Annotated in this window: 17 protein-coding genes; 14 read left to right on the forward strand and 3 right to left on the reverse strand. The window is 68.3% G+C overall.

All coding sequences use genetic code 11. The features are described 5' to 3' along the window. Positions 1–12: 12 nt before the first annotated feature. The 14 genes from MET2598_RS0134775 to MET2598_RS0134835 all read left to right on the forward strand — a co-directional run bounded on the left by MET2598_RS0134775 (position 13) and on the right by MET2598_RS0134835 (position 15584). The gene (locus tag MET2598_RS0134775) at positions 13–1671 is read left to right on the forward strand and encodes an acetolactate synthase large subunit (RefSeq protein ID WP_026191098.1); all 1659 of its coding nucleotides are present in this window, start codon (positions 13–15) and stop codon (positions 1669–1671) included. A gap of 34 nt (positions 1672–1705) precedes the next feature. Next, on the forward strand, positions 1706–2884 hold the full coding sequence (locus MET2598_RS0134780) for an iron-containing alcohol dehydrogenase (RefSeq protein ID WP_026191099.1): 1179 nt from the start codon (positions 1706–1708) through the stop codon (positions 2882–2884). A gap of 24 nt (positions 2885–2908) precedes the next feature. After that, a complete protein-coding gene (locus MET2598_RS0134785; protein WP_018263960.1) occupies positions 2909–3733 on the forward strand; it encodes a poly(R)-hydroxyalkanoic acid synthase subunit PhaE in 825 nt (274 codons plus the stop codon). Beyond that, positions 3730–4836 (forward strand): class III poly(R)-hydroxyalkanoic acid synthase subunit PhaC, encoded by a 1107-nt coding sequence (gene phaC, locus MET2598_RS0134790; RefSeq protein WP_018263961.1) that lies wholly within the window; start codon positions 3730–3732, stop codon positions 4834–4836. The genes MET2598_RS0134785 and phaC overlap by 4 nt, the downstream gene beginning before the upstream one ends. 13 nt (positions 4837–4849) lie before the next feature. Then, a complete protein-coding gene (locus MET2598_RS0134795; protein WP_018263962.1) occupies positions 4850–6853 on the forward strand; it encodes an acyl CoA:acetate/3-ketoacid CoA transferase in 2004 nt (667 codons plus the stop codon). Positions 6854–6919: 66 nt separating this feature from the next. Next, the gene (locus tag MET2598_RS0134800) at positions 6920–7537 is read left to right on the forward strand and encodes an adenylate kinase (RefSeq protein ID WP_026191100.1); all 618 of its coding nucleotides are present in this window, start codon (positions 6920–6922) and stop codon (positions 7535–7537) included. Between the two features lie 134 nt (positions 7538–7671). Beyond that, a complete protein-coding gene (locus tag MET2598_RS37915; protein WP_018263964.1) occupies positions 7672–7959 on the forward strand; it encodes a phasin family protein in 288 nt (95 codons plus the stop codon). Between the two features lie 44 nt (positions 7960–8003). Next, complete coding sequence (locus MET2598_RS0134810; RefSeq protein WP_018263965.1) at positions 8004–8912, forward strand: alpha/beta hydrolase; 909 nt, start codon at positions 8004–8006, stop codon at positions 8910–8912. Between the two features lie 91 nt (positions 8913–9003). Next, entirely contained in the window at positions 9004–10485 is a 1482-nt protein-coding gene (gene gabD / locus MET2598_RS0134815) for an NADP-dependent succinate-semialdehyde dehydrogenase (protein ID WP_026191101.1), read from the forward strand. An 82-nt stretch (positions 10486–10567) separates the two neighbouring features. Next, the gene (locus MET2598_RS40275) at positions 10568–11587 is read left to right on the forward strand and encodes an alpha/beta hydrolase (protein ID WP_084673987.1); all 1020 of its coding nucleotides are present in this window, start codon (positions 10568–10570) and stop codon (positions 11585–11587) included. Positions 11588–11905: 318 nt separating this feature from the next. After that, positions 11906–12178: a hypothetical protein gene (locus MET2598_RS42540; RefSeq protein WP_157182318.1), complete on the forward strand. Its 273-nt coding sequence runs from the start codon at positions 11906–11908 to the stop codon at positions 12176–12178. Beyond that, positions 12157–13104, forward strand: coding sequence for a LysR family transcriptional regulator (locus MET2598_RS0134825; protein ID WP_018263968.1), 948 nt, complete (start codon positions 12157–12159; stop codon positions 13102–13104). The genes MET2598_RS42540 and MET2598_RS0134825 overlap by 22 nt, the downstream gene beginning before the upstream one ends. A gap of 436 nt (positions 13105–13540) precedes the next feature. After that, positions 13541–14272 carry an HAD-IA family hydrolase gene (locus tag MET2598_RS0134830; RefSeq protein ID WP_012335227.1) on the forward strand — a complete coding sequence of 244 codons (732 nt, stop codon included), beginning with the start codon at positions 13541–13543 and terminating at the stop codon, positions 14270–14272. Between the two features lie 7 nt (positions 14273–14279). Next, positions 14280–15584 (forward strand): NAD(P)/FAD-dependent oxidoreductase, encoded by a 1305-nt coding sequence (locus tag MET2598_RS0134835; RefSeq protein WP_012335226.1) that lies wholly within the window; start codon positions 14280–14282, stop codon positions 15582–15584. A gap of 88 nt (positions 15585–15672) precedes the next feature. Here the strand turns inward: MET2598_RS0134835 and MET2598_RS0134840 are convergent, their stop codons facing one another. The 3 genes from MET2598_RS0134840 to MET2598_RS0134850 are packed head-to-tail and all read right to left on the reverse strand — an operon-like array spanning position 15673 to position 19874. Further along, a complete protein-coding gene (locus tag MET2598_RS0134840) occupies positions 15673–16833 on the reverse strand; it encodes a mandelate racemase/muconate lactonizing enzyme family protein (RefSeq protein ID WP_018263969.1) in 1161 nt (386 codons plus the stop codon). Positions 16834–16836: 3 nt separating this feature from the next. Continuing rightward, on the reverse strand, positions 16837–18897 hold the full coding sequence (locus MET2598_RS0134845) for an NADH:flavin oxidoreductase (protein ID WP_018263970.1): 2061 nt from the start codon (positions 18895–18897) through the stop codon (positions 16837–16839). Next, positions 18888–19874 carry a pyrroline-5-carboxylate reductase family protein gene (locus tag MET2598_RS0134850; protein WP_051086623.1) on the reverse strand — a complete coding sequence of 329 codons (987 nt, stop codon included), beginning with the start codon at positions 19872–19874 and terminating at the stop codon, positions 18888–18890. Before MET2598_RS0134850 ends, MET2598_RS0134845 begins: the two co-directional genes overlap by 10 nt. Positions 19875–19918 lie beyond the last annotated feature (44 nt).

A 19918-nucleotide genomic window follows, 5' to 3' on the forward strand; every position in this document is an offset into this window, starting at 1 on the left:
CGGAATATGGACATGTCTAAGGGATCTGATCTTCTTGTTGCCGCTCTCGAGAATGAGGGTGTTGATCGCATCTTCGGCATCCCGGGCGAGGAGAACCTCGACGTCGTCGAGTCCCTGCGCACCTCGAAGATCGAACTCGTCCTCACCCGCCACGAGCAGGCCGCCGCCTTCATGGCCGCCACGCACGGGCGGCTGACCGGCCGGCCGGGCGTCTGCATCTCCACCCTCGGCCCGGGTGCGCTGAACTTCACCACGGGGGCAGCCTACGCGCATCTCGGCGCCATGCCGATGCTGATGATCACCGGCCAGAAGCCGATCATGAGCGCGCGCCAGGCCCGTTTCCAGATCGTCGACATCATCGGGGCGATGCGGCCCGTCACCAAGATGACCCGCCAGATCGTCTCGGCGGCCTCAATCCCCACCATCGTGCGCGACGCCTTCCGGGTCGCCACGGAGGAGCGGCCCGGCCCCGTCCACCTCGAACTGCCCGAGGACATCGCGGCCGAGACCGCCGACGTCGCGCTCGTGCCCTCGCACCCGATCGACCGGCCGGTGGCGGCGCCCGCCGCCATCGAGCGCGCGGCGGCGATGATCCTGGCCGCGAAGCGCCCGCTGATCATGATCGGGGCGGCCGGCAACCGGCCGCGGCTGGTCGAGCCGCTCTCCGACTTCGTGCGCCGCACCCGCATCCCGTTCTTCAACACCCAGATGGGCAAGGGCGCGGTCACGGGCGGCTCGAACCTCTATCTCGGCACCGCGGCCCTGTCCGAGCGCGACTACGTGCACGAGGCGATCGACCGGGCGGACCTGATCATCTCGATCGGGCACGACACGGTGGAGAAGCCCCCGTTCCTGATGGGGCAGGTCGCGGGCGGCCCGAAGGTGATCCATGTCGGCTACGTGTCGGCGAGCGTCGAGCAGGTGTTCCACCCCGATGCCGAGGTGGTGGGCGACATCGGCGCCACCGTGACGGCGCTCGCCGACCGCCTCGGCGGGCGACTCGATCCGGATCAGGGCATGCTGGGGTTGCGCCAGCAGATCCTGGAGCGGATCAACGACCGGGCCGAGGAGGACAGGTTCCCGGTGACGCCCCAGCGCCTCGTGCACGACGTGCGGGCGGTGATGCCGGAGGACGGCATCGTCTGCCTCGACAACGGCATGTACAAGATCTGGTTCGCGCGGAACTACCGCACGCACGTGGCGAACACGCTGCTCCTCGACAACGCTCTTGCCACGATGGGCGCGGGCCTGCCCTCCGCCATGATGGCGGCGCTGCTCCACCCTGGGCGTCGCGTGCTGGCGGTCTGCGGCGACGGCGGCTTCATGATGAACAGCCAAGAGATGGAGACGGCTGTCCGGCTCGGGCTCAACCTCGTCGTGCTGATCCTGGACGACTCGGCCTACGGCATGATCCGCTGGAAGCAGGCGGTGGACGAGTTCGCCGATTACGGCATGACCTTCGGCAACCCGGACTTCGTCGCCTACGCCAACTCCTACGGGGCGACGGGCCACCGCGTCACGGCGGTTCGCGACCTGGCTCCGACGCTGGAAGCCGCCTTCAAGGCTGGTGGGGTCCACCTCGTCGCGGTACCGATCGACTACTCCGAGAACACGCGGGTCTTGATCCAAGAGCTTCACCATAAAGTCAGCGATATCGAGCCGGCCGAGTAAATTCTTGCCTGCAGACGAACTCCCGGAGCTTATCATGACCCCATTCACCTTTCAGACCTGCCCCAATATTCTGTTCGAGCCAGGCGCCTCAGCAAAGCTGCCTGACCTTGTGGCGAGCTTCCATGCTCAACGGATCATGCTGGTGACCGACAAGGGCGTTCGTGGCGCGGGGCTTACCGGCGCTGCGGAGGCTGCTCTGGCCTCGGCAGGCCTTAAGGTCACCGTCTTCGAGGACGTGGTCGCCGACCCGCCGTCGCACGTCGTCGAGGCCGCCGCCGCGCTCGCGCGAGCCGAGGGGACGGATCTCGTCCTCTCCATCGGCGGTGGCTCGGCCCTCGATACCGCGAAGCTCGTCGCTTACCTCGCGCGCAGCGACGACCAACTCGACAGCATCTACGGCGTCGGTCTTGCCCAAGGCCAGCGCCTGCCGCTCATCCTGGTGCCGACCACGGCCGGGACCGGCTCCGAGGTGACGCCGATCTCGATCGTCACGACGCCCACCACCGAGAAGAAAGGCGTGGTCTCGCCCCGGCTGCTGCCGGACTGGGCGGTGCTCGACCCCGACCTGACGCTCGGCCTGCCGGCCCATGTCACCGCCGCGACCGGCATCGACGCGATGGTGCACGCGATCGAGGCCTACACCAGCCGTCACAAGAAGAACCCGATCTCGGACCAGCTCGCCCGACAGGCCTTGGCTCTGCTCTCCGGCAGCATCCGCACGGCCTGCAGCGACGGCCGCAACCTCGAGGCGCGCTCCAATATGCTGCTCGGCTCGATGCTGGCCGGCATGGCCTTCGCCAACGCTCCCGTCGCCGCGGTTCATGCGCTGGCCTATCCGATCGGTGCCGTCTTCCACGTGCCGCATGGGTTGTCGAACGCCCTCGTGCTGATGGGCGTGATGCGCTTCAACCTCCCGCACGCGCAGGCCCTCTACGCCGAACTCGCCCCGATCTTCGATCCGGCGGCAGTCAACCTGCCGACCGGCGAGGCTGCAGCCCGCTTCGTCGAGAGCCTCGCGGCGATCTGCCGGGAATGCGGTGTGCCCGCTTCACTCGCCGAGGTCGGTGTGCGCGAGGAGGATCTCGCGCGCCTCGCCACCGACGCGATGAAGCAGACCCGGCTCCTCGTGAACAACCCACGCGAGGTCACCTACCAGGACGCCTTCGCGATCTACTCCGAGGCCCTCGACGGCAAGCTCAGAACCGCTGCCTGAGCCGCTCAAGGAGGAGCGCACGTCATGGATCCATTCGATACCTTCAAGGCCATGGGAGAGCTCTGGGGCAAAGGCACCCAGTCGTTTCTCGAAGCCCAGCGCAACATGTTCGGGGCGATGACGACGGCCCTGGACAAGGACGGCAAGCCGAGCCTTCCCCTCGTCCCGGACTGGGAGGCCCTGCAACAGGCACAACACTCGTACCAGCAGGCCTGGGAGGCCGCTCAGGCGGTCTCGGCGACCTTTGCCAAGAGCGTCAAGGGCAGAGGCGAGGTGCGAGATCCCATCGCGGCCGATGTCCTCGCCAAGATCTTCGACCCGCGCGGGTGGCTCTCGTCGACGAGCGAGGTCGATGAAGCCCTCAACCGCATGGCCGAAGGGCCACGGCTCGCCGATCTCTGGAACGTCGAGCGCAAGTTCGCGGCTGTGTTCACGGCTTGGGTCGCGTTGCGCCGCCGCAACCTCGAACACAATACCCTGATGATGGAGGTCTGGAAGAAAGCGACGGCAGCCTTCTCCGCCGTGGTCAATGAGCGGTCCAAGAACGAGCAGGGGATCGCCTCGAGCCGCGAGCTGATGGCGCTCTGGGTCGAGACTGCCAACGACGTTCTGCTGGAGGCGCAGCGGTCGGAGGAATTTCTCAAGAGCCAGCGCGAGACGCTGAAAGCCTCGACGGATTTGCGCCTTGCTCAGCAGGACATCGCTGAGTTCTACAGCCAGATGTTCGGCTACCCGACCCGTGCCGAACTCGACGACGTGCATCAGAGCCTGACGCAGCTGCGCCGCGAAGTGAGGGCACTCAATCGCCAGAGGCGGACCAGCAGAAAATCAGAAGGAGAGCCGACATGAGCCGCTCTGCCAAATCGAAAGCCGCCCTTGATCCTTTCGCGGAAGCGGCAGCGCTCGGAAAGCGGCTCGCGGAAGGAGCCAAGCTCTTCCAGGAAATCCGCGACGAGGACGTTCAGATTGCGACGAGCGAGAAGGACGTCGTCTGGCAGCAGGACAAGGTCACACTGTACCGCTATCGGTCGCTTGCCGAGCAGAAGGTCAGGACACCCGTCCTCATCGTCTATGGGCTCATCGGCCGCTACACCATGGCTGATCTCCAGGAGGATCGCTCACTCGTTCGCAATCTGCTGAACCTTGGTGTCGATCTCTATGTCGTGGATTGGGGCAATCCGAGCCGAGCCGACCGTTTCGTGACGCTGGACGATTACATCGACGGCTATCTCGCCGAGTGCGTGAACGTCATCTCCGAGGCGAACGGGGGGCAGAAGATCAATCTGCTCGGGATTTGCGAGGGTGGTGTCTTCACGACGTGTTACGCGGCGCTACACCCCGAAGACGTGAACGCGATGGTGCTGACGATCACGCCGATCGACTTCCACGCCGACACGGTCGAGAACCGCAAGGGTCACGGCTTCATCAACGTGTGGACGCGCAGCCTAGAGCCTGACGACATCGACCGCATGATCGAGGCGCACGGCACGCTACCTGGTGAATTCATGGGCTCGGTGTTCTCGCTGATGACGCCGATGCGCACGATGACCAAGTACAATCTCGATCTTCTTGAGGTCATCGACGACAAGAAGAAGTTGATGAACTTCTTGCGTATGGAGAAGTGGATTTCCGATCGGCCGCACCATCCGGGTGAGGCCGCCAAGCAGTGGCTGAAAGATCTGTATCAGGACAACAAGCTGGTCAAAAATTCGTTCCAGCTTGCCGGCAGAACCGTCGATCTTGGCGAAATCAAATGTCCGGTCCTGAATATATACGCCAAGGATGATCATATCATTCCGCCGGCGACGTCGCAGGCACTCAAGCAATTCGTCGGCACGTCTGACTACACCGAGCTGCCGCTGCCAGGCGGGCACGTCGGCGTCTTCGTCGGCGGGAGGGCGCAGAGCCTGCTTGGGACCGGCATCGCCGAGTGGCTGTCTGGCCGCGAGTAGGGGACGAACGACCGTGGCACTCAAGAACAAGATCGTTTCCGCGGACGAGGCTGCCGCGATCATCCGCTCGGGTGACACGGTCGCCGTCTCGGGCTTCGTCGGGATCGGCACGCCCGACGAGCTGATCCTGGCGCTATCCTCCCGCTTCGAGGCCACTCAGGCCCCGAATGACCTCACCCTCGTGTTCGCGGCAGCTCCGGGCGACGGAAAGGACCGCGGGCTCAACCGTCTCGCGTGTGAAGGCCTGGTTCGACGTGTCATCGGCGGCCACTGGGCGCTGGTGCCCAAATTGGCCGAACTCGCTCTCGACGAGAAGATCGAGGCCTACAATCTGCCCCTCGGGGTCGTGTCGCACCTCTACCGCGACATCGCCGCCAGGGGCCCTGGCCCCCTCACGAAGGTGGGCATGCGCACCTTCGTCGACCCGCGTCTCGGCGGCGGCAAACTCAACGCCCGCACGACGGAGGACTTGGTCGAACTCGTCGAGGTCGGCGGTGAACCCTGGCTGCGCTACAAGTCCTTTCCGATCCAGGTGGCGCTCATTCGCGGCACCACGGCCGATCCGGCCGGCAACATCACGATGGAACGGGAGGCGCTCACCCTGGACAACCTCGCCACCGCCATGGCGGCGAAGAACTCCGGCGGCTTCGTCATTGCCCAGGTCGAGCGACTGGCCGCGGCGGAGTCGCTGAACCCTCGCGAGGTGGTGATCCCGGGCATTCTGGTCGACTGTGTCGTCGTCGCGAAGCCAGAGAACCACCTGCAGACGTACGGGACACCGTACAACCACGCCTTTTCCGGTCGACAGCGCGTGCCGCTCGATCGGATCGCACCGCTGCCGCTCGACGAGCGCAAGGTCATCGCCCGGCGCTGCGCCTTCGCGCTGCCGCCAGGCGGCGTGGTCAATCTCGGCATCGGCATGCCGGAAGGGGTGGCGGCCGTGGCGGCCGAAGAGCGCCTGCTCAAGTACGTGACGCTCACGGCCGAGCCCGGGATCATCGGCGGCCTGCCCCAGAGCGGGCTCGACTTCGGTGCCGCCCTCAACCCGGAAGCCGTCCTGCACCAGAACCAGCAGTTCGATTTCTATAACGGCGGCGGTCTCGACCTCGCCTGCCTCGGCATGGCGCAGGCGGACAGCCGAGGCGACGTGAACGTCTCGAAGTTCGGCCGCAAGCTCGCAGGGGCCGGCGGCTTCATCAACATCTCGCAGAACGCCAAGACCCTTGTCTTCGCCGGGACCTTCACGGCCGGAGGCTTGGAGGTCGCGATCGAGGAGGGGCAGCTGCGGATCGTCCGAGAGGGGCGGGTGCCGAAATTCGTCGGGGCTGTCGAGCAGATTACCTTCTCGGGCGACTACGCGGCGGAAACGGGCCAGCCCGTGCTCTACGTGACCGAGCGCTGCGTGTTTCGGCGCGTCCCGGCGGGCATGGAACTGATCGAGGTCGCACCTGGCATCGATATCGAGCGCGACATCCTGGCTCACCTGGGCTTCGCTCCGCTGGTTGACGCACCGCGCACGATGGACCCGCGCATCTTTCGTGACGGTGCGATGGGGCTCGAACGGGATCTCCTCGGGCTCACGCTGGCCGAGCGGATCAGCTACAATCCCGAGCGCAACACGCTGTTCGTCAACTGGGAGGGCTTCCAGGTCCGGACCATCGACGACGTCGAGATGATCCGGCGCGAGTTCGAACAGCGCTGCAGGACGATCGGCCGGAAAGTTCACCTCATCGTCAACTACGACGGCTTTCAGCTCGATCCGCTGGTGAGCGACGCCTACTTCTCGACCATCACGTACCTGCAGGGCCGGTACTATCAGACGGCGTCGCGCTACACGACGAGCGCGTTCATGCGGCTGAAGCTCGGCGAGGCGCTGAAGGAGCGTGATCTGGCGCCCCACGTGTTCGAGACCCGGGCCGAAGCCCAGGTCTCCGCAGATCAGATCCGGGGGCAGCGCCGCCGGCCGTCGGGAGCAACCCCGGGTGAGACACCGGCCGATGTTCGCGGCCATGGCTGACGCAGGCTCTCATCCAGAGCTCGCGACGATCAACAGCGAACCTTGCATCCGTCCAGAGGTGTCATCGTGAGACTTGTGCTGCTCGGTCCCCCCGGTGCCGGCAAGGGGACCCAATCCCAACGCTTGAGCACCCACTTCGGGATACCCCAACTCTCGACGGGCGACATGCTGCGCGCGGCGGTCGCGGCCCAGACCCCGATCGGACGTGCCGCCAAGGCGGTGATGGAGGAGGGCGGTCTCGTGTCAGACGAGATCGTGACCGGCATCGTCGGCGAGCGCCTGGACGCGGCGGATGCGGCGGCGGGCTTCATCCTCGACGGGTTCCCGCGCACGATCGCCCAGGCCGATGCGCTGGAGAGCGTGCTTCGGGCCAAGGGGCCGAGGCTCGACGCCGTCATCGAGCTGGTCGTCGATCCGGAGATCCTGGTGCGGCGGATGACGGCGCGCGTGACCGATACCCTCGCGCGCGGCGAGCCGGTGCGGCGCGACGACAACCCGGAGGCGTTCTCGCGGCGGTTGGCGGCGTACGCGGCCGAAACGGCGCCGCTGACACGGTACTACGCTGAGCGAAACCTCCTGCGGCCGATCGACGGGATGCGACCCGTCGACGAGGTCTTCGACGAGATCACTCGTGCCCTCGACGCGTCGGCGAGCGCTCGTGCTCCGAAGAACGGAGAGGCCTAGTGTCGAGGCAAGCCGAAGCGCCCTTCCCGGGAGCGACTACGGAACCCCGTCCCGGGCCAGCGATCCCGGCATGGCGGACGATCGCGCGACATGGCATCGCGCAGGCGCGCAGGGTTCACGACAGAACGATGCGGATGCAGGAGACGCTGCTCAACGTGACGACGGATGCAGCACTCTTTTCCTGGTCGGGCGCCCGCGACGTGAGCCAGCGCATGGTGACCTTCGCCGACGTCAACGTGACGGCGGCCCTCGACCACGCGGAGCGCGTGTTTCAGGCGCGAACACCCCGAGAGGCCGCAATCATGCATAAGGAGTACCTCCGCGACCAGGCTCGATGCGTGGCGCAGCAAACGCGCGAGATCCACGATCTCGCCGCGAAGGCTTTGGGCGAGGCACTCGGCGCTGTCGTGCCGACGAAGTAGGCGGTAGATGGTGCGTCGGTTGAATCACAACAGGAACTGGGCTCTTGGACTTTAACTCCGCGCCCGTGAGACGCGCCTCTCGCGGGAGCGAGCAGACTGCGAGCTTCCGGTACGGCGACGTGCGGAGCATCTCGCGGCAGCACTTCCACCGCATCGCCTACGTCGAGTGGGGTGATCCGGCTTGCGAGCGCGTGATCGTCTGCGTCCACGGCCTGAGCCGCCAGGGGCGGGACTTCGATGACCTCGCCCGTGCCCTGGCAGCAAAGGGGTACCGCGTGGTCTGCCCGGACCTCGTCGGTCGCGGCCGGAGTGGCCGGCTGCGGGACCCCGAGGATTACGCCCTGCCGCAATACGCCGTCGACATGACGGTCCTGCTCGCCCATGTCGGTGCACCTGAGGTGTACTGGGTCGGCACCTCTCTCGGCGGCCTCATCGGCATGATCCTCGCGGGCATGCCCGAATCTCCGATCTCGCGACTCGTCATCAACGATATCGGGCCGTTCCTGCCCTGGGCGGCGCTGCGACGGCTCGGCGACACGATCCGTGACGCAACCCGGCTCTTTGACACGATCGATCGCGCCGAGGCCTATTTTCGCGGCGTGCTGGCGCCCTTCGGAGCGCTGACCGACGCCCAGTGGCGGCACCTGACGGAGCACAGTCTCTTGCCCCGCTCTGGCGGTGGGTACGAGCTGCACTACGATCCCGGCATCGGCCATGCGTTCCGGCCAGGACGGGTCTACAACGTGAGCCTGTGGAACTACTGGGACGCCATGCGCTGCCCAGCGCTCGTGCTGCGAGGAGAGACCTCCGATCTCCTGCTGGCGCGGACGGCGACCGAGATGGTGCAGCGACGTCCGGGAACGGAGTGTGTCGAGATCCCGGGCTGCGGGCACGCGCCCGCGCTGCTCGATCCCGACCAGATCCGCCTCGTCGTGGAATGGCTGACGCGATGAGTTCCCTCGTGCGCTTCGCGGCGAGTCCTCGCGGACGGGCGGATCCGCCGGGAAATCACCCGCGAAGCAATCAGCGTAGAGGTGTCGAATGATGTCGAAACCAGTTCAGAATGATCCTCTCCGGTTGCGCCGCGTCGATCTGCTCCGCGAGCAGGCCTACATCGACGGCGCCTTCGTGGCCGCCGATAGTGGCGAGACCGTCGCGGTCGACAATCCAGCCACGGGCCACATCCTGGGCCGCGTGCCGAAGATGGGCGCGGCCGAGACCGAGCGCGCCATCAGGGCGGCCGAGGCGGCGCTGCCCGACTGGCGGCGGCGCACCGCCAAGGAGCGCGCCACGATTCTGCGCCGCTGGTTCACCCTGATCATGGAGAACCAGGAGGATCTGGCGGCGATCATGACCGCCGAGCAGGGCAAGCCCCTCGCTGAGAGCCGCGGCGAGATCGCCTACGCGGCCTCCTTCATCGAGTGGTTCGCCGAGGAGGCCAAGCGCGTCTACGGCGACGTCATCCCGGCCCACGGCCCGGACAAGCGCATCGTGGTGCTCAAACAGCCGATCGGCGTCTGCGCGGCGATCACGCCCTGGAACTTCCCGGCCGCCATGATCACCCGCAAGGCCGGCCCTGCGCTCGCGGCCGGCTGCACCATGGTGGTGAAGCCCGCGAGCCAGACGCCGTTCTCGGCGCTGGCGCTCTGCGCGCTCGCCGAGGAGGCCGGGATCCCAAAGGGGGTGCTCTCCTGCGTGACCGGCTCGGCGGCAGCGATCGGCGGCGCGATGACGGCAAGCCCCATCGTGCGCAAGCTCTCCTTCACCGGCTCCACCGAGATCGGCCGCGAACTGCTCGCGCAATGCGCCCGGACGATCAAGAAGACCTCGATGGAACTCGGCGGCAACGCGCCCTTCATCGTCTTCGACGACGCCGACCTCGACCTCGCGGTGAAGGGCGCCATCGCCTCGAAGTACCGCAACGCCGGCCAGACTTGCGTCTGCGCCAACCGCATCCTGGTGCAGGACGGGGTCTACGACGCCTTCGCGGAGCGCCTCGCGGCGGCGGTGCGGGCGATGCCGGTGGGCGACGGCTTCGCGGACGGCACCCTGGTCGGCCCGCTCATCGACGTGAAGGCGGTCGCCAAGGTCGAGGAGCACGTCTCGGACGCGGTGGAGAAGGGCGCCCGCGTCGTCGCCGGGGGCCGGCGCCACGCCCTCGGCGGCGGCTTCTACGAGCCGACGATCCTCGCCGACGCCACGCCCGCCATGCGGATCTTCCGGGAGGAGACCTTCGGGCCGGTCGCGCCCCTGTTCCGCTTCCGCACCGAGGCGGAGGCGGTGGCGCTCGCCAACGACACCGAGTTCGGGCTCGCCTCCTACTTCTACGGCCGCGACATCGGCCGGGTCTGGCGGGTGGCGGAGGCGCTCGACTACGGCATGGTCGGGATCAACGAGGGGATCATCTCGACCGAGGTGGCGCCCTTCGGCGGCGTCAAGGAGAGCGGGCTCGGCCGCGAGGGCTCGCATTACGGCATCGAGGACTACCTGGAGATCAAGTACCTCTGCATGGGGGGCATCGCCTGACATTCGCAGGCCATGCACGGTGCAAGGCTGCGAATGCCTGTGTCTGTACCGCGCGTGGCCCGGCTCTGCCGCCAGATCTCCGATGGGCGGTGCGCCGTCGACCGGCTGGACCGTGCGCTGCCCCGCCTCCACCAGCATCGGCCCCCGAAAAGCGATCGAGGACGGCGAGCCACGCGGTGGCAGGTGCTCAGGACCGCCCGCGCGGCTTGCACCACACACTTGCCAGCTTTCCTTCCTACTTGGTCCGCTGGATGCAAAACTCGGAGATGAGGGCGATGCCGGCCTGAGCGGCATCGCTGTAGAAAACATGAAAATCGAAATCTTACATCGCCGACCGTCTGCGGCAAGCCGCAGCGTAAAACTTATTTTCGTACATGGAATTTCAGTTGGAGCTTGGGTGTGGGACGAACATTTCCTCCCCTTCTTTGCTGACGCGGGGTTTGAGGCACACGCACTCAGCCTGCGTGGTCACGGCGAGAGCGACGGACACGAGAATATTTCGACCTGGCGCTTGGCGGATTACACCAGAGACGTGGCCGAAGCCGTGCGGCAGATCGGTGGTCCGGCGGTGCTCATCGGCCACTCCCTGGGCGGCGCCGTGGTTCAGAACTGGGTGCGCTGCGGCGGCCACGCTGCCGGCATGGTTCTGCTGGCCTCAGTTCCGCCGTGGGGCCTAGCGTTGTCGGCGATCCATATGAGCCTGACCGCGCCTGATCTCTTCCGGCACGTGCTCTCAATGAGCGTTGGCGGCACCGCAAACGGTAGCTTGGCTGCACTGCGGCGTGGTTTCTTTTCCGAAGACCTCTCACATGAGCGATTTGAATACATCCGCTCTCGTGCCGGCCAGGAGTCGGTCTTGATCGGCTCAGAATTACAAGGCTGGCCACCCTTTGCCCCACTGCCGTGGCAGGCGCCGCGCACTTTCGTGCTCGGAGGAGCAGATGACTGTTTCGTGCCACCTGATGAAGTGCGGAGAACTGGAATTTATTATGGTGCGAGCACATTCATCGTGCCGAACCTCGCTCATACATTGATGCTGGAGCCGCGCTGGGAAACCGCTGCCGACCCGCTGCTGCAATGGCTCACGACTCTGCGGTCATAACCTTGGCTTCACGATTCGCGCGGGCAGCGGCAAGTAGGAGCGGGGCGACGTCCATACTACAACGAGGCTTCCGGCACAGCTCTCGAGACGCGCTGGTTTCGTAGGCCATCCTTACGCGGATCGGCGCCGTGGCGAGTGGCACTCTCCGACTTCGAGGGTCCGCTGTCGGTTGTCGAGCGGCCTTTCTGGCCGCCTCAGGCAAAGGTCCGGAAGTGGCGCTTAGCCGAACTGGGCGGACGCCAATTCCTGGCGCATCTGCGCGATTGGCGGAATTGTCCCCGCACGGCCGCGGGCGCTCAGCAGCCCGATGTCGCGGCTATGACTCCTGCCCTGTCACGGATTGATATGCACGCGATGCTCGACGCCATGAACCGGACACCTAGCCACATCGCTCGCCTGTCGGTCATCCAGCCTCCCGCATGGCTCCCCGCTGCGGGCGCCTTCAGCGTCGGCTACCGCAGCGACGATGCGCCGGCCTGCGGCGTGAGCGCTATCCTCCACACCGACATTCTGCATGATCGGGACGGGTTCAGCGCCCTCGCAACCTGCTCGGGAAAGGATGCTCGCGGATGCCGCCTCTGCGCCGGATGATCCCGTCCAGCCATGCGTTGTTCGTGTTCGAGGCCGTGGCGCGCAACGTCAGCTTCACCCAGGCGGCGACCGAGCTGAACGTGACCCAGCCGGCGGTTAGCAAGGCAATCTCGCAGCTCGAGCGCCATCTCGGCGTGCGGCTCTTCGACCGTTCCAGCGACGGCCTCGCGCTGACCGAGGAGGGTAGCCTTCTCTTCCAGCGCGTGACGGACGGATTCCAGGGCATCGAGGCGGCGCTGCGGGAGATCGACATCAGGCGCACCGGAACCGACACTGTCACGCTGTCGGTCTCATCGGCCTTCGCCACGCACTGGCTGATGCCCCGCATCAACACCCTTCAGGAAGCGTTCCCGGCGGTCGACTTCCGCTTCCAGCTCATCCCCGGGGCGCTCGGCGGCCCCGTCGACAGCGTCGACCTCGGGATGCGCTTCGTGGAGGGGCCCGACCGCGACCACGAGGCGCTGTTCCTGATGAACGAGGTGATGCTCCCGGTCTGCAGCCCGACCTATCTCGCCGGCAGCACGGCCGGCGGCGGCCGGACCACCATGGTCAACCTCACGGCGACTTCGCCGGCGCGCACCCGCGAGGTCGATCCCGGGCCGGGCTGGACCGGCACCCGCGCTTCCCTGAACTTCTCCGACTACGCGGTGGTGGTCCAGGCCGCGCTCCTCGGCCAGGGCGTGGCGCTCGGCTGGCTGAACGTGGTGTCGCACTGGCTCGCAACCGGCGACCTCGTGCCGGCGAGCGAACGACTCACGCGGACCGCGCGCGTCTGCCAACTTGTCCACCTGCGCGCGCGTCCACTCCGCGCGTCGGTGGCCGCGGTGCGGGATTGGATTACCGCGGAGATGCGGGCCGACATCGCCAAGGCCGACGCGCGCTACCCCGACCTCGGCCTGGAGCGGGCGTGTTTCGGGGCGCCATAACCTCAAGTTATGCGGGGTCGACTTTTCTGATGTTGAACGGGCCGTCGGGTTTTGTGAGCCTGTGCGGGCAGAGCACGCAGGGACGCGGGAGAGCGGTCGGCGCGATGGTGACGTTCGGATCACTCGTCCAGCCGAGACGGCGCGCGCAACGTCGGTTCCGTCGCTGGGTCGCGCAGCGGTGGGTGGCGGTGGAGACCACCCCCCTCCCGGCCGTGCGGTCCTCGACGCCGCACGCGGCGAGGTGCCCCGGCGCCTTGGCGGGCCGTCGCGAGTGGGCCGTGCCGCACGGCCCGGCATCGCCGGACGCTTGACGATCCCATCGGCGGGCGGCGTGCAATCCCGCGCCTCGCCCGACGCTCGCGGTCCTGGTTCAGCCGCGAGACATCATCGCTGGGGCGGCCGAGCCGCCCTGCGCCACCGCCTGAGAGGAACTCCCATGCCCACTCCTTCCCTCGACAGCTTCAAGGTTCTCACCTTCGACGTCGTCGGTACCCTGATCGACTTCGAGAAGGGGATCCTGGACCACCTGCGCGCGGTGTCCGGGCGCAGCCGTGAGGAACTCAGCGACGCCCGCATCTTCGAGGTTTACCTGCGAGGCCGCGAGTTGCACCACGAGCGGTCGAGCGAGGTCTTCGTCGACGTCTACCACCACGTCGCCAAGGAACTGGGATTTCCCGACAGCGACGCGGCCGCCGACGCGTTCCAGCTCTCGGTGCTGCGCTGGCCGGCCTTCTCCGACTCTGCCGCAGCCCTCAGGCGCCTGCGCGGCCATTATCGACTCGTCGCGATGACGAATGCCGACCGCGCCGCGTTCTCGTTCTACTCCCACACGCTCGGAACCCCCTTCCACGACAGCGTCACCTACGACGAGACGGGCGTCGCCAAGCCCGATCCACAATTCTTCGCCTTCAACCGCGGCCGGCAATCCGCCTTCGGCTTCACGCAGAGCGAGATATTGCACGTGGCCCAGAGCCAGCATCACGACATCGGCGTCGCCCGCGATCTCGGCTACACGGTGTGCTGGATCGAGCGGCGCCAGGGGCTCGAGGGCTTCGGCGGCACGCCGAAGCCGGCCAGGGTGACCACTCCCGATTTTCATTTTCCGACTTTGGAGAAGCTCGCCGACGCCGCCGACGCGGCCTTCGCGGCGGCCGTGACGGGGCGGTAGCCCGGCCATGGAATCGCCTTTCCCCAGGCCCTCGGCCGCCTCGCTCTGGGCCGCCCGCGCGGTGCCGGCTCAGGATTTCGCGCCGCTCTGCGACGACGTCCAGGCGGACGTCGCGGTGGTGGGCGGCGGCTATACGGGCCTGTCGGCGGCTTTGGCGCTGGCCGAGCGCGGTGAGCGAGCGATCGTCCTCGAGGCGAGCACCGTCGGGTGGGGCGCGAGCGGTCGCAACGGCGGCGTGGTCTCGGCGAAATTTCGCGCCCCCTTCCAAGCGATCGCTGCGGCGCACGGGATCGAGGTGGCGCGGCGCATGCACGCCATCGCGCACGATTCGGTCGGCACGCTCGAGCGGATGATCGCCGAGCACGACATCCCGGAGGCTGGTTACGCCCGGGTCGGCCAGCTCAAATGCGCCCATACCCCGCAGGCCCTGGCATCCGCCGTCGCCGACATGGAGTGGATGCGCCGGGAGATCGGCGACGCTTCGGTCACGAGGCTCACGGGCGAGGAAGTGGCGGCCGAGACAGGCTCGCGGGACTTCGTCGGCGGCGTCCTCTCGGCCCGTGCGGGCGGGCTGCACCCGCTCAACTACGCGCGGGGACTCGCGCGCGCCGCGCATGCCAGGGGGATCGCGATCCACGAGGGCAGCCCCGCCACGGAACTTCGCCGCGAGGCGGGCGGAATCCGCGTCGCGACGTCCCGCGGCTCCGTCCGGGCCCGCCAGGTGATCGTGGCGACCAACGGCTACTCCGACCTCACCCCCGCGACGGAGCCCCTGCGCACCCGCCTGGTTCCGTTCCGCAGCGCGATCCTCGCCACCGAAATCCTCTCGGACAATCTGCGGGCGGCGATGCTGCCGACCCGCCGCATCTGCGTCGAGACCCGGCGGATGATGCGCTGGTTCCGGATGGTCGACGGCCGAATGGTCTACGGCGGTCGCGGCGCCTTCGGCCGCCACGACACCGCGGCGGCATTCGCGGACCTGCGCCGGGCGATGGTGCGCACCTTCCCGGCGCTCGCCGACACGCCGGTGTCCCACCAATGGTCGGGCCTCGTCGCCATGACCCTCGACGCGCTGCCGCATGTCGGCCGCCTAGACGACCGCGTGACCTTCGCGATGGGCTACAACGGCGCCGGCGTCGCCATGTCGACGCATCTCGGTCGCTACGCCGCCGCCTTCGCGCTCGGCGAATCGCCCGATGTCGGTCTGCTCGGCACCCACGCGTTCCAGCCGCTGCCGTTCTACGGCCTGCGCGAGCCGGTGATACGGCTCGTCGCGGGCTGGTACCAGTTCCTCGACGCGATCGGCCGCTGACGCACGGTCCCGCCGCGCGGGGTTGCCGCGCGGAGGCGAGGGCGGCCCCCTGTCTCCGCGCGACCAAGCAGGGCCGGCGCGTCGAGCCCTACCGGAACTCGGCCCAGAGGAAATCGCGCAGGCTCTCCTTGCGGAGCGTCACGCCGTACCCGACGGTCTCCCGCACCGGGATGGTGCCGGCCGTGACCTGTGGCTCGATCGGATCCTCCAGCACCTGGGTGTAGCCGGGGATGCGGTCCCAGTACGGGAAGTGCTCCTGCATGGAGAAGTTCGGCGTTGCCGCGCTGAAATGCATCGCGATCGCCGTCGAGAGGGCGCTCGCGCAGACGTGCGGCTGCACCTTCACGCCGTAGGCTTCGGCCATCGCAGCGATCTTGCGGCCCTCCAGGATACCGCCCGTATTGCCGAGGTCCGGCTGCAGGATGTCGACGGCCCGCCCGGCGAGCAGGTCCCGGAAGCCGTAGCGCGTATAGACGCGCTCCCCGAAGGCGATCGGCTGGGAGATCCCGGCGGCGATCTTGCCGAGGGCGTGCGGGTCGAACGGATCCGCCGGCTCCTCGACATAGGCGATGTCGAAGGCTTCGACCTCGCGGCAGAAGCGGATCGTCTCGTCGGGGGTGAGCCCCCCGCTGAGGTCCAGCATGATCTTGGGCCCGGGTCCGAGGGCGGCCCGCAGGCCGGCGACGGCCGCCACGGCCCGTCGGCGCAGGCCGTCGTCGGTCGTCCCGCGGCGCGACGGGTGCCGCAATCGGCCCGTCTCCAGGATCGCCGCGAAGGGATAGAACTTCAGCGCGTCGTACCCGTCCGCCACCGTCGCCTCGGCGAGGCGCGGCAGGTCGGCGGCGTCCGTGCAGCCAAAGTACCAGCCGTTGGCATAGGCCGGCAGCCGGTCGTGGATCCGCCCGCCGAGGAGGTCGTAGGCGGGCACGCCGAGCGCCCGCGCCTTGATGTCCACCAGGGCCTGCTCGATCGCACTCATCGCCGCGAAGACGATCGGACCGCCGCCCTTCGTCCAGACGCTCTGGTCGTACATCTCGGACCAGATGGCCTCGATCCGGAAGGGATCGCGGTCGATCACGCAGCGCTCGCAGAGCTCCCCGATCATCGCGGCAGCCGCCTTCCCGCCGAGCCCGTAGGCGACCGCCGCCTCGCCCAGGCCCACCGTGCCGTCGTCGGCGGTCATCTCGAGGATGACCGGCCGGATGCCGCCGCTCTCGACCACGTAGACGCGGACCTGCCTCACCCGCATGGGTCAGAGCGCCCGGCAGAGGCGCAGCGCATCGAGCACCGCCGTGTGCACGTTGCGGCTGGCGACCGCGTCGCCGACCCGGTGCAGCTCCATCTGCGCCTCGGGGCGCCAGGTTAGCGGCTGCGCGGCGCCCGCGAGGAGCGCGTCGATATCCGTGACACCGTCATTGGCCGAGTGGGGCCGGAGACCGTGATAGAGATCGTCCGCCGGCCGGGTGCCGTGCTCCACCAGGATCTGGTCGGCCGTGCGCTCGCTGAGCTGCTCAGAGGCGAGGTTGCGGAAGGTTGCGATGAGACGGTTGCCGCGCCGCTCGACCTTGACGATCTCGTGGTCGAACGTCGTCGGCACGCCGAGTTCGTAGATCCGCTTCTTCCAGATGATGCGCTCGGCATAGGTCAGCTCCTGCGCGATCTGGGCGTCGATCGACACGAACTGCACCTTGCGGCCGTCCTGCGCCGCGGCCTCGGCCGCCTGGGGCCCGGGATGGCGGCCGGTTCCGTCGTAGACGAGGACCTCCCCGGCGAAGGGGGTGGTGCCACCGATCACATCCCAGACGCTGCCGCAATGCTCCGCGCCGGGGATCCAATCGATGTCCGGGACACCGCCGGTGGCCACCACGACCGCGTCCGGCGCCTCGGCGAGCACGTCCTCCACCTCGGCGTAGCGGTTCACCTCCACCCGCACGCCGAGGCGCCGGATCTCCTCGGCGCGCCAGTCCACGATGCCAATCACGTCGCGGCGCCAGCTCGCGCGCTGGCTCAGCAGGAGCTGACCGCCGAGCTTGGCGCCCGCCTCGAGCAGCACGACCTCGTGGCCGCGCAGGGCCGCGACCCGGGCCGCCTCGAGGCCGGCGGGGCCGCCGCCGACGACCACGACCTTGCGGCCGGGCCGGTTGGACCGGGTGATCTCATGGGGGAGCTGCCCTTCCCGCCCGGTCGAGGGATTGTGGATGCAGTGCGGCCGGTGGGGCGACTGGCAGTGGGTTGCACCCACGCAGGGCCGCACCCGCTCCTCCTCGCCGGCCGCGATCTTGCGCACGATGTGGGGGTCGGCGATGTGGGCGCGGGTCATCGCCACCATGTCGAGGAGCCCCTCGCGGATCGCGTGGCGGGCCGTCGCAATGTCGGAGATCCGGGCCGCGTGGAACACCGGCAGCCCGACCTCCCGCTTGAAGGCGCCGACCTGCCGCAGCCAGGGCGCGATCGGCGAGGCCATGCCCGGCATGTTGTCCACGGCGAGCGCCCGCTCGGTGTCCATGCGGCCGACGATGGCGTTGAAGAAGTCGAGCATGCCGGTGCGCTCGAAGAGGTGCGCGACCTTGATGGCGTCGTCCATCGGCAGGCCGGACTCGCCCTCGTCGATGACGTAGCGCATGCCCACCACGTAGTCGTCGCCGACCTCCCGGCGGATCGCCTCGAACACTTCAAGCCCGAAACGGCAGCGGTTCTCCAGCGAGCCGCCGTACCGGTCGGTCCGCCGGTTGGTCGAGGGGGAGAGGAACTGGCCGATGAGGTGACCGCCCGCCAGGGTCTCGACGCCGTCGAGGCCGCCGTCCCGGCAGCGCCGCGCGGCGGCTGCGTAGGCCTTCACGACCCGTCGGATATCGTGCTCGTCCATTTCCTTGGGGAAGCTGCGGTGCAGCGTCTCGCGGATCGCCGAGGGTCCGATGGTCGGCAGCCACTTGTCGCCGTAGGGCTCGCCGCGGCGGCCGAGATGGGTGATCTGCACCATCAGCGCCGCGCCCTCCGCGTGCATGCGCGCGGAGAATTGCTGCAGCCAGGGGACGATCTCGTCCGTGCCGACATTGAGCTGGCGGAAGATGTTGGGGCTGTCGGGCGCCACGTTCGAGGAACCGCCGAACATGCTGAGGCCGATCCCGCCCTTCGCCTTTTCAAGGTGGTAGAGCTGATAACGCTCCCTAGGCATGCCGCCCTCCTCCAGGCCGGCGGCGTGGCTGGTGCTCATGACCCGGTTGCGCAGGACCAGGTTCTTGATCCGGAGCGGCTGGAGGAGCGGATCGCGGGTGCTCGCGACGGACGGGGTGATCGCTTCGGCTAAGGGCATGGGACCTCTCCGGAAGGGAGGATGGACGGGGCGGCGCCGGGTGTGGAACCGGCCGGCGGCCGGTGACGGGTGACGGGGGCGAGCCCGAGGAGTTGCGCCTCGCGCCGGACCGTCGCATCGACGAGCCGCGCGCAGAGGGCAGGTCCGTCCAGGGCAGCGATTGCAGCCTCGGTGGTGCCGCCAGGCGTGGCCGTGAGTGCGACGACGTCCTCGAATCGCAATCCCTCATCGAGGAGGGCTGCGAGGGCCGCGACGGCTTCCGTCATCATGGTGCGCAGCTCTTCCGGCCCGACGATCCGCGCCCGGACAGCGTTGGCCTCTAGGAAGTCCGCGCAGAACGCGGCCAGGATCGCGGGCGCCGATCCGGCGAGGTTCGAGGCAATGCGCCCATCCGCCGGATCGGCGAGCACCGGCCGGCAGAAGCGCCGCAGCAGGGTGCGGACGCGCTCGACCTCCGCAGGCCCGGCGTTGGGGCCGGGGGTGATGAGGGCGACGCCCCGGCCCACCGCCAGGGCCGGCGACGGGATCACCTTGACGATTGGGCGGGCGCAGAGGCGCCCGAGATCTGCGAGCGGCACCGCGTTGGTGACGCTGACCAGGACGGCCTCCGCGCGCAGGTGAGGGGCGAGCGCCGCCACGCCCTCGCGGTACGCCTCCGGGGGCAGGCACGGCACCGCCATGTCCGCCTCCGCCGCGAGGCGCGCGACGTCCATGGAAACGACGCCGGGCCAAGCCTCCGCCGTGGCGGCGGCCCGCGCCGGGTCGCGTCCAGCCACGATCACGCGCGTCTCCGGCGCGAAGCGGCGCAGGGCCGTGAGCAGCACGGTCCCGATCCGGCCGAGCCCGATCAGGCCGACCGTCGGCGCGGGATCGAGAGGTGGGGCGTCGGACGTCAATGATTGGATCTCACCGGTATGAACCTCGCTCATGGCGCGCCGCGGGGCGGGCGTGGTGCCGCTCCCGAGGCGATCGGGCATGGGGCCGCGCTCCATCCGCCAGCGTGGGGTGAGCACGCGGGGCG

The sequence above is a fragment of the Methylobacterium sp. WSM2598 genome, assembly GCF_000379105.1.
In the GTDB taxonomy this organism is placed as follows: Bacteria; Pseudomonadota; Alphaproteobacteria; order Rhizobiales; family Beijerinckiaceae; genus Methylobacterium.